Below are 9,221 nucleotides of genomic sequence, written 5' to 3' on the forward strand. Positions count from 1 at the left end.
GAGTGGGCCTTTCCGTCGAGCATTGGGCGGTGGCGGCTATCGGGCCAGGTCGTAGTCGGATGCGGTGGCGGTGATGGTGGTGACGTAGTTCTGGGTCTCCGAGTAGGGCGGGACGCCGCCGAACTGTTGGACCGCTCCGGGGCCGGCGTTGTATCCGGCGAGCATCAGCTCGACGGGATCGCCGGTGATGGCCCCGGATTCGATGCCCGGTCGTAGGGTGTCGGCGACCGAGCAGTTGTAGCGGCCCTGCGCCATGACAGCGTCGCCGATGTCGTTGGGATCCCCCTCCCCCGCAGCTCCGGTGACGACGCCCTGATCGTCGACGGGGAAACCGAACGACGCCCACGTTCCGGGGAGGAATTGCGCATACCCTTCGGCCCCGGCCGGACTGGTCAGGCCCGGTGTGAAGCCGGATTCCTGTTTGAGCTGAGCGGCGAGGATCGCGGGTGAGAGCTCGCGGCACTGGGCGGCCGAGAGGGCGAGCCACGGCTCGAACTCGGGAGGGATCTGGCCGGCGGGGAGGTTCGCGTGATCACCGAGACCGGCACCGGGTGCGGTGGTGCAGTTCCCGGTCGCCTTCGGTGCGGATCCGCCGCCGCCGGGGACGGGCCCGTAGGTCTGGCCGGGTGCCGGTGCGCCGTGGCCGACGGTGGTGACGTGGACGTGGTCGAAGTGGTTCTGGGTGGGAGATCCCCTGTCCTCCATGGTGTTCGGTTCACCTTGGGAGGGGATGTATTCCTGTCGCCAGATCATGTATTCGATCTGGAGATAGTCGCGGTTCGCCCACAGGTAGTCCTTGACCTGGTCGCCGAGCGCTTTGCCTTCCTCGGAGGACCAGTTGTCGATCATGATGTCCGCGGCCCGGCCGGAGGGGTGGTCGTCGAATCCCCCACCGTCGGCCCGCCACCCACCGATCGTGGTGATCTGGGGGAACTTCGCGTGAACAGCGCGGGCGACGCGGACCGTGTCGACCTGAAAGTGCTCTTCGGAGCCGACATTGGCGGGGAGAGCCGCCATCTCCGCGGTGCCGCCGTTCGGGGCGGGCGAGGTCGGTGCGTTCGTCGACGGAGACGGGAGCGGGCTCTGGCCGGTCTGTCCGCTGCCGGGCTCGGCGGCGGCGTCGTAGAACGGCTGCGGGTCGATCGCGTTGTCGGGTGACCAGGACCCGGTGTGGTACTCGAAGTGCAGGTGCGCGCCGGTGGTGTCGCCGTTGTTGCCTTCGTCGGCGATGTGCTGCCCGGCGGTGACACGTTCGCCTGGCTTGACCAGGACACCGTCGGGGAACATGTGCCCGTACACCGTGGAGACGGTCTGTCCGTCGATGTTGTGCTCGAGGACGATCCACATCCCGAATCCGGTCGCGGGTTCGGCTTTGGTGACGATGCCGTCGGCGTAGGCGTAGATCGGGGTGCCGACGGTACCGGCGAGGTCGATGCCCTTGTGCATCGTTCCCCACCGTGACCCGAACGGGCTCGTGAGCTGTGCTTCGGAGGTTTTCATCGGCTTGGAGAAGGACCCGGCCGGAACACCACCGGCGGCCGATGAAATGCCTTTCCCGGGAATGCAGTTTGTGGGTACTTCTTCTCGGACGCCGGTGGTAATGAACAGGACCACGAACAGCGACAGTGCGAGCACCACGCTCAGCGCGATCGCGCCGCCCTTCTTCACAGCGCAGCCGCCCCGATCGAGTGCGAGCCGTAGGACTGGGTGGTGATCGAACGCGGCGAGCAGGCTTCGAGTCGTTCTGTGAGAGTGCGGTTCTCGCTGCGGAGCCGTCCGATCTCGGCTTCGGCCGCCCGTAGCTTCGCGGCGACGTCATCGGACGCCGGGGACCGGGAGGACCCGAATTTGTCCTTGACCCACCGTGCCACGGTGTTCTCGTGCGCTCCGATCGTGCGAGCAAGGACTGCAACGCATTCGGCACGCGAGACGTAGTTCTGGCGTGATTTCTCGTACTCGGTCAATACCCATGCTCGGGTCTTGGCGGGGAACTCGGCTCGCCGATGCTCGCGGGGATCGGCGGCGCGTATCACCGCGCACCCACCAGTTCGGAGTCGTTGCCGTAGGCATCTGCATCGTCGAATTTATGGTGCTGGCCGGCGAAATACTCGGCGAAGCGGGCGTTGGTGTCGTGGACGCCGGTGTCGTATTCGACGTCGGTGAGCACGGTCTGGATGGGAATGCCGGGGGTGTTGTCCTTGGCGACCTTGATCAGGAACTTGCCGCGCCCGATCGGGTTGCGGACGGTGCGCCGTTCTGACCCGCGTAGCGCTGCCCCACGGGACCAGGAAGTGACCATGCCAGCTTCGGCGTCGGTGAACTTCAGCTCCCCGGAGAGGCGTTCGACCTCACCGATCGGTAGGCCTCCGCACACGACCATGCCGGCGCGGTCGATGAAGCCCTTGGCGGTCTTGATGTCGGCTTCGGTGGGCAGGGTTTCGAGGTCGCGGCCGGTGTGGGTGATCATCAATAGCCCGGTGGCGTCGGTGCGGTTGAGGCGGGTGATCTCGTTGACGCGGGCGACCATGCCCGGTCCTGCGCCGATGACCTGCCACAGCTCGTCGAGGGCCATCAGGAACAGGCGTTGGCGGTCCAGTCCTGCGTCGGCGAGCAAGTGCGCAGCTTCCACGGTGCCGTAGGCGTCGGCCCAGCAGGAGAGCATTACGGCTGCTTTGAGGGTGGTGTCGCCCCGGTCGAGGGAGGAGACGTCGATGCAGATCATCGGTGCGTCGAGGTCGATCGGTTCGGTGGTGTGGTCGGCGAAGATGTCTCCGAGGGGGCCGGAGGTCAGTGCGCCGAGGGCTTGCATCAGTTCGGTGATGGCCTCGCGGTAGCCCTCGCGATCGGTCTTGTAGGCCGCTTGGAGCATGTCCGCCGATCCGGCGTCGATGCGGGTGTAGAGGTCTTTGAGTAGCGGCGGGCGGGTGTAGGAGAATCCGCCGTCGGCGTACAGCTCACGCAGCGCGATACCGATCAGGGAATTCTCGAAGGCCTTCACCGAGTGGGTGTCGTAGCGGATCAGCTCCACCAAGGCGCAGACGGCGTTGATCTGGCGGGTGGCGATGGTGATGGTGGCGACGTCGATCAACTCGTCGAGCTCGGCGATGCGATCGGGGTCGGTGGCCTCGTCGCGGGCGGTGATCGCGCGGACGACGGCCTGGCCGAGGGCTCCGGCAGCGAGGGGGTTGAGGTGTCCGCCGCCGTGCCCGAGGGTGATCACCTGCCCGCCGAGCAAGCGGGTGAGCTTGACGTATTCGCCTTTGATGTCGCCGGCGACGATCGGGGTTTGCCCCCATCCGCACGCCCCGAGGAGGATCTTGCGGATCAGCGTCGACTTCCCCAGGCCGGGCAGGGACAGGACGAACATCGAAGGGTTGCCGATGAGCTTGTCGCGGAAGTAGGCGAACGGATCGCACGAGACGGCGTTGCCGGTGATGGCGTGCTGACCGACGATGGTCCCGGACGACGGCGCGGCCGCGCCGATCGCCCACGGGTTGAGTCCGCACATCTGCACCGAGGTCGCTTCGTACTCGATCGGGGCCGGGACGGTCGACATCCGGCCACCGCCCGCACCTTTCAGGCCGCGTGCGCTCGACGACAGTGCTGCGCGCCACCACGGGTCCCCAGCGGCGTCGTGGACGGCCCGTTCGACGTGAGGGTGGTCGTTGCGCCATCGTGCGAGGCCTATGCCGCGTCGGGAGTACGGGTAGGGCTCTTCGGCGTCGCCGGCGGCGACGGCTGCGGCGAGCGCGGCGTAGTCGGTGTCGCCGATGATCCACCGCACGAACGCCGACGGCCGCGCAGCGTCGGTCTCGGCATACAGGTCATCTGCGTATCCCAGGTCGGGGCGGTCGTCGGTCATGGTCATCGTCGAAGTCTCTTTCTCACGCAGAGTGTGGGCCGGTGGGGCGAGCAGTATCTAGCTGCGGCGCACCAGGATCGAGGTGGAGATCTGGTCGGGTAGCAGCACACCGACGCCGAGACCGGCGACGAACGCGGCGTCCTGGAAGGCGAACGCGCGCCGCAGGCGCAGCCGGGAGCGGGCGGCGAGGGATTCGGTGACGGCGGCGGCGTTGGCGATCTCGTCGACCGATCCGACGGTGATGGTCAGCAGTGCGGAATAGCGTTCGTATCCGGCGCCGGAGACCATTTCGCGGCGGGCCTGCTCGGCGATCTCGTGGCGCTTCTCCGACCCGGCGGAGGTGATCTTGTTTCCGCGAGAGTTGATGGCGTGCAGGGCGTCTCGGTGTTGCTTGTCGACCTTCTTTGCGGCGTCCCCGGCGGTGTAGGGGCGGTAGACGAGAGTGAGGCGCTTGCGCGGGAGGTCGTCGTGCGGCTGCAGAAGCGGTTTGAGGACGGTGTCTGTGAACACCGATTCCGGAGGCGCGGCCATCTCCCAGACGACCGAGACTCCGCCGTCGTGGCGGTAGTGGCCCCACTCGGTCTTCGCACGTCCCGGTCCGGCGTCGTCCCAGTCGACGCCGTGCTCTTCGCCGGAGATCTCGAGTTCCTCGAAGTCGTTCTCGGTCGAGGGGTTGTAGGAGCGGTGCACGGCCGCGGTGATCTCGGCGGCGGTCATCGGCTGTGCATCGATTCCGGCACCGGAGAGCGACTCGTACAGATCCGGTAGGCGGCGGGCCAGTTCGGTGGCCATCTCTTCGGGGTCTTTCTGTCGCTCGCGGGTGGTGGCGCGAAAGGTGATCGACAGCCGTGCCAGGGTGCGGTGACGTCCCGAGGGCATCCGGACGGCGGACTGCTCGACGAACGACGCAGCCAGCGGCGGTGCGGTGGAGACGAGTTCGTGTTCGGCGCGCCGTGCCAGCCGCAGTCCGGTAGCCGGGATGTTCTCCACCACCACCACGGCACCGACGATGTCGCCGGGCAGGCCGAGGTCGGCGAGGTAGACACCCCAGTCGGCGGTGTAGAGGTCCTTGTCGCGCTGGACGATCGCTTCGTCGCCGCCGGGCAGGGCGTCGAAGACGACGGTGTAGCGGTGATCGTCGGGGTTGTGGATCATCCCGAACTCGTTGCCGTGTCGGTCGATTCCGATGTAGACCTTGGTGCGGGCGAGTAGGCCGGGGAGTTTGTAGCGGCCACCGGGGATCCGTGAGTGCGGTCCGGCGTGGTACTCGGTTGACTTGTCGACGTGCTTGCGCCGCAGCCATTGCATTCTCAGTTGTCCTGTCTCGTAGAGGGTTCGGCCGTTCGGGGCGATGACCAGAGGGGTGAGGATGAGTGCGCCGATACCCATCAGCGCGAGTCCGACGACGACGTTGCCGAAGATCAGAACTGCGAACGAGACCGCGAAAAATCCTGCGCCGTAGGCGATGACCTTCGTCGGTAGTCCGAAGGCGAATGTCGACTGGGGCCGGTTGCCGGCGGAGTAGATCGGGGGCTCGTACGGGGCTTCGAGTTGCGCGCTCATCGTTGGATCCGTCCGTGGTAGTTGCCGACTGCGCCTTCGGCGGCCGAGCCGAGAGCAGTGGAGGCCGAGCCTGCGGTGCGCGCGACTGTGCTTGCGGTTTTGAGTGCCCCGGCCGCCCCGCGCAGGCCTGCCGAGGACGCTGTGCGCGCTGCCGATCCGACGGCCGAGCCGACTTTGCGGGCTGCGCCCATCGGTCCGGACGATGCGCCCGCGTGCGAGGTACGGCTGTTAGATCCGCCGTTGTAGCGGCCCTGAAATCCGGGGGTGGGACGCGCTCCGGTGCCGTTTCCGCCCGAAGAGCCGTCTTTGCCGCCTCGGGTCGCGGACCCGGACACGTTGTTCGCCACGGCACCGAGAGCACGGGAAGCGGCCATACCTCCGGCCCCCATCACGGCACCTCCCGCAGCACCGAGCATTCCCACTTCTCGGCCACCGGCAGAGATGGTGTCTGCTGCGGGAGCGACGATCTTGATCAGCGTGGGCAGAGAGAACCCGACGACGGCCAGCAGAATCGAGCCGATGATGACCGTCGCGATCTGATCCGAGCTCGACGCCGAGGACGCCCAGAACGCGAACAGGTACAACAGCGTTGCCACCGGCTTGAACAGCAGTGCCCCGAGAGTGAACGCGATCATCGACTTGTAGGAACTACGTCCGGTGCTTGTCGCCGACGCTGCTGCCGCCAGTGGGATGACGGCTACGACGACGCACAGCACGGCCTCACGGATGAGCAGTGCGATGAGTTGTGCGACGGAGCCGAGGAATGCGAATCCGGCGCAGGCGAGAGCGAGTATCGGGCCGAGTCCGGTCTTGTCGTCGAACGCGGTGATGGCGGTGATCTTCTCGTCGAGGTTGCCGCCGACAAACTTCTCCAGTGCGTAAGCCGAGGCCACGTCGCCGACTTGGTGGAACATCAGCACCAGAACGGGTAACAGTGAGACGGTGACGACGGTGCGTACCAGCATGTTGGCCGTTTCGGTGGCTCCTTCCATCACCGCCTGTTTGCGGGCGATGGCGAGTTTGGTCATCGCGATGACGATCGAGGCGAACAACGCAACGACGGTGAATCCGGTGATTATGTTGCGCAGGCCCGACATGGCGTTCTCGGCCGCGAGTCCCGGGATGCCGGAGGACATCCAGAACGTCATCACCGACCGGAAGGCTTGGGTGTTGCCCTCCATGACCGATTTGGCAAAGTCCCCGACAGGGTCGCCCCAGAAGGTCGAAAGTGTGGAGTCGACTGCGGTCGAAAGCGCGTCGCCTGGGTGATCGCTGAACGCCGAATCCAGGCAGAAGAATTGGTCGGCCGCTCCTCGTCCTCCGATGGCGTCGAGGAGTTTGTCCGCGATCCCACCGTCTGCGATGGCATCGGATCCGCCGGCCTGGCATTCGCGGCGTTGTTGCTGGAAGTCGTTTCCATCGGCGTCGGGGTTGATCTGCTCGGTCAGATTCGGCACGGGTGCCGGTGTCGGATCTTGGGCGTGGGCCAATCCGCTGGCCCCGACGACCGCGATCAGTGAGAGCAACACGACGACGACAGCACGGGCGGCACGTGCCGCTGCGCGGGTCACAGTGCCCACCGGGTGAAGCCGTCGAGCGAGTTGTATGGGCCGAATTGTGCAGGCCCGGTTGCTTCCCGAGCTTTCCAAGTGCCTTGGTCCCAGACCATGTTCATTCGTAGGCCGGTGTAAGTCGGGTTCTGCATCCGTCTACCGGCGTCGTCGACGTCGCGGATCAGAGCGAGTTCGACGACCGCGAAACTGTCTGTGCAGGAAAGGATCTTGAACCCCATCGGGGCACGCAAGGCTACGGTTTCGGTGTTGACCGCTTTCGATTCCTCTGCCGCTCGTGCGTCAGGACCGACGGCCTCACTGCCGTTCAGGAGCAGCTTTTCGCTGGCCTCAATCGCGACTTTGCCGCCTGCCAGTCCACGAGGGAGGAAATTCGCGGCGGCCAGTGCCGCCCCTTGCGGGGTGCGGGTGTAGCCGGCGAGGACCAGGCCGTCGATGTACGACGGGCCATCTGTCTCGGAGTACAGGGTCGAGACACCGAAATTGCGTTGGATCATCATCGACTCCGGCGAGGTGACCGGTCGGCCGTCGTTGGTGCATTCGACCCGCGGCCCGGTCGGCTCACGCTGAGGCAGGGGCTGGCCAGCAGGGTTGTTCGGGACCATCACCGTGCGCCCGGACAGATCGGCGTCGGGAACACCGAAGCCGTCTGCGCCGGTGTCGAGCTCAGAGTCGCCGGAGGTAGGTGCTGCTGTCGTCGGCGGAGCAGCGGTGGTCGAGGGGGCATCATCGTCGTTCATGTTCGGGACGACGAAGAAGACCGCACCGACGACCACGATGACGACGATCGCTGCGACTGCGATCAGGACGGTGCGGATTCGGCGGCTCATGAGGTTCGCTCCAAAGTGGTGTAGCCGTCGAGGGAGTCCAGTTCGACGGCGTCGATGTTCTCCTGCGAGGTGGGCAGGACGATGCGCCAGTCATCCGATATCCATTGCAAGGCAACGGGGTAGGCGTAGATCTGGTCGTCTGTGCCGATGGTCTGTGCCACCGACACCCCTGCCGAAAGCGGGTTGTCGGTGTAGTCGGTGACCTCGAACCCGACGAACTTCGGTGCAGTGTCGGCTGGGACCGATCCGGAGACGGTCACCGCGGCGCGTGCAGCCGCGAACTCGTCACGTCCGGGTCCGGGTGCGGTGACGGTGTTGACCACGTCCGGCCATGCGCGATCGTCGGCGACGGCAAGTGCGGTCTGGCCGTTGATCGCGGCCAGGACCGCACCTTGTGGGGTCTGTGCATATCCGCTGCGGTTCACCGATGTTCCGGCGAACGGCCCGTCGACCCGCGAGGTCGGCACCGATACCCCCTCGACCTCGCGCCAGGTCAGCTCGGCCGGGGCCGAGCGCAGATCGGGTGTTGCGTCCGGGGTGGCGGTCGGGGTGTCGTCGTTGCCGGATCCGCACGCAGCGAGTGCGAGGACGGTCGCCGCTGTCGCGGCGATCCGGAGTGTGCGGGAGACGGTCATCAGGTGAGGACTTTCGGGTCGAATGCAGTTCGGGTGCAGCGAATGTGGGCTTTCAGGCGAGGACGGCTTGAGCGATCCCGGAGGCGGAGCCGATGATGGCTGCACAGATGAGGATGCGAGCCAGCGTGGCGTCCTCGACCATCTGTGTGCCGGTGGACTTGCGTTGGTTGACGAACACCGCCCCACACACGAACAGTGCTGCGATACAGGTGACGATTGCGAACCACAGCAGCCACGACAGGCCCGTCATGATCGGCTGCCACACCTCGTCCGGCCACTCGATCGGCGACGTCGGGGGCTGAGCGAACACGGTCATAGCAGGATCACCCCGGCGAGGGCGACAGCAGCGATGGTCATAGGACGAGCATGTTGACCAGGCCTGCGGCACCACCGATGACGATGGACCCGAACAGGCCGCCGACGAGTTTGCCGGTGGCGTTGCTTTGGCCTCCGCCGGAGATTTTCTCGTAGGCGAGCATTGCGCCGCAGATCATGATTCCGGCGACGGCGGCGATGATGCAGCCCCACATCAGCCAGGACAGCAGCGTCAAGATCTTGTCTCCGGTCCGGCCGTCCGGTGCTTGAGGGCTAACGTCGCCGATGTTCTGCGCGAGGAACGTGGTCGTAGATGCGGTGAGGCTGGCAATCATGGTGTTCTCCTTGGGTGTTGGTTGAGAGGGTGTGGTTCAGCGACCTGACGCATTGCGGGCTGCGGTGAAGATCTCCCGCCCGATCGCGGCGAGGTCGGGGTGTGGGGTGG

The 9,221-nt window shown here is 66.2% G+C and carries 9 protein-coding genes; all 9 read right to left on the minus strand.

Annotated elements, in window-relative coordinates:
* Window positions 1–36 precede the first annotated feature (36 nt).
* The 9 genes from J1M87_RS13440 to J1M87_RS13480 are packed head-to-tail and all read right to left on the minus strand — an operon-like array spanning window position 37 to window position 9,111.
* Window positions 37–1,668, minus strand: a complete 1,632-nt coding sequence (locus J1M87_RS13440) for a peptidoglycan DD-metalloendopeptidase family protein (protein WP_206489960.1) — start codon at window positions 1,666–1,668, stop codon at window positions 37–39.
* Window positions 1,665–2,033, minus strand: a complete 369-nt coding sequence (locus tag J1M87_RS13445; protein WP_307830807.1) for a transposase — start codon at window positions 2,031–2,033, stop codon at window positions 1,665–1,667. The genes J1M87_RS13440 and J1M87_RS13445 overlap by 4 nt, the downstream gene beginning before the upstream one ends.
* A complete protein-coding gene (locus J1M87_RS13450) occupies window positions 2,030–3,868 on the minus strand; it encodes an ATP/GTP-binding protein (protein WP_206489961.1) in 1,839 nt (612 codons plus the stop codon). The genes J1M87_RS13445 and J1M87_RS13450 overlap by 4 nt, the downstream gene beginning before the upstream one ends.
* 51 nt (window positions 3,869–3,919) lie before the next feature.
* Window positions 3,920–5,425 carry an SCO6880 family protein gene (locus tag J1M87_RS13455; protein WP_206489962.1) on the minus strand — a complete coding sequence of 502 codons (1,506 nt, stop codon included), beginning with the start codon at window positions 5,423–5,425 and terminating at the stop codon, window positions 3,920–3,922.
* Window positions 5,422–7,005, minus strand: coding sequence for a hypothetical protein (locus J1M87_RS13460; protein ID WP_206489963.1), 1,584 nt, complete (start codon window positions 7,003–7,005; stop codon window positions 5,422–5,424). The genes J1M87_RS13455 and J1M87_RS13460 overlap by 4 nt, the downstream gene beginning before the upstream one ends.
* Window positions 6,993–7,826 carry a hypothetical protein gene (locus J1M87_RS13465; RefSeq protein ID WP_206489964.1) on the minus strand — a complete coding sequence of 278 codons (834 nt, stop codon included), beginning with the start codon at window positions 7,824–7,826 and terminating at the stop codon, window positions 6,993–6,995. Before J1M87_RS13465 ends, J1M87_RS13460 begins: the two co-directional genes overlap by 13 nt.
* The gene (locus tag J1M87_RS13470; protein WP_206489965.1) at window positions 7,823–8,461 is read right to left on the minus strand and encodes a hypothetical protein; all 639 of its coding nucleotides are present in this window, start codon (window positions 8,459–8,461) and stop codon (window positions 7,823–7,825) included. The genes J1M87_RS13465 and J1M87_RS13470 overlap by 4 nt, the downstream gene beginning before the upstream one ends.
* Window positions 8,462–8,513: 52 nt before the next feature.
* Window positions 8,514–8,777, minus strand: a complete 264-nt coding sequence (locus J1M87_RS13475; protein WP_206489966.1) for a hypothetical protein — start codon at window positions 8,775–8,777, stop codon at window positions 8,514–8,516.
* 37 nt (window positions 8,778–8,814) lie between these two features.
* Window positions 8,815–9,111, minus strand: a complete 297-nt coding sequence (locus tag J1M87_RS13480) for a hypothetical protein (RefSeq protein WP_052073713.1) — start codon at window positions 9,109–9,111, stop codon at window positions 8,815–8,817.
* Window positions 9,112–9,221: the final 110 nt, after the last annotated feature.

The organism is Rhodococcus sp. KRD162 (assembly GCF_017168335.1).
Taxonomy (GTDB): Bacteria; Actinomycetota; Actinomycetes; order Mycobacteriales; family Mycobacteriaceae; genus Rhodococcoides.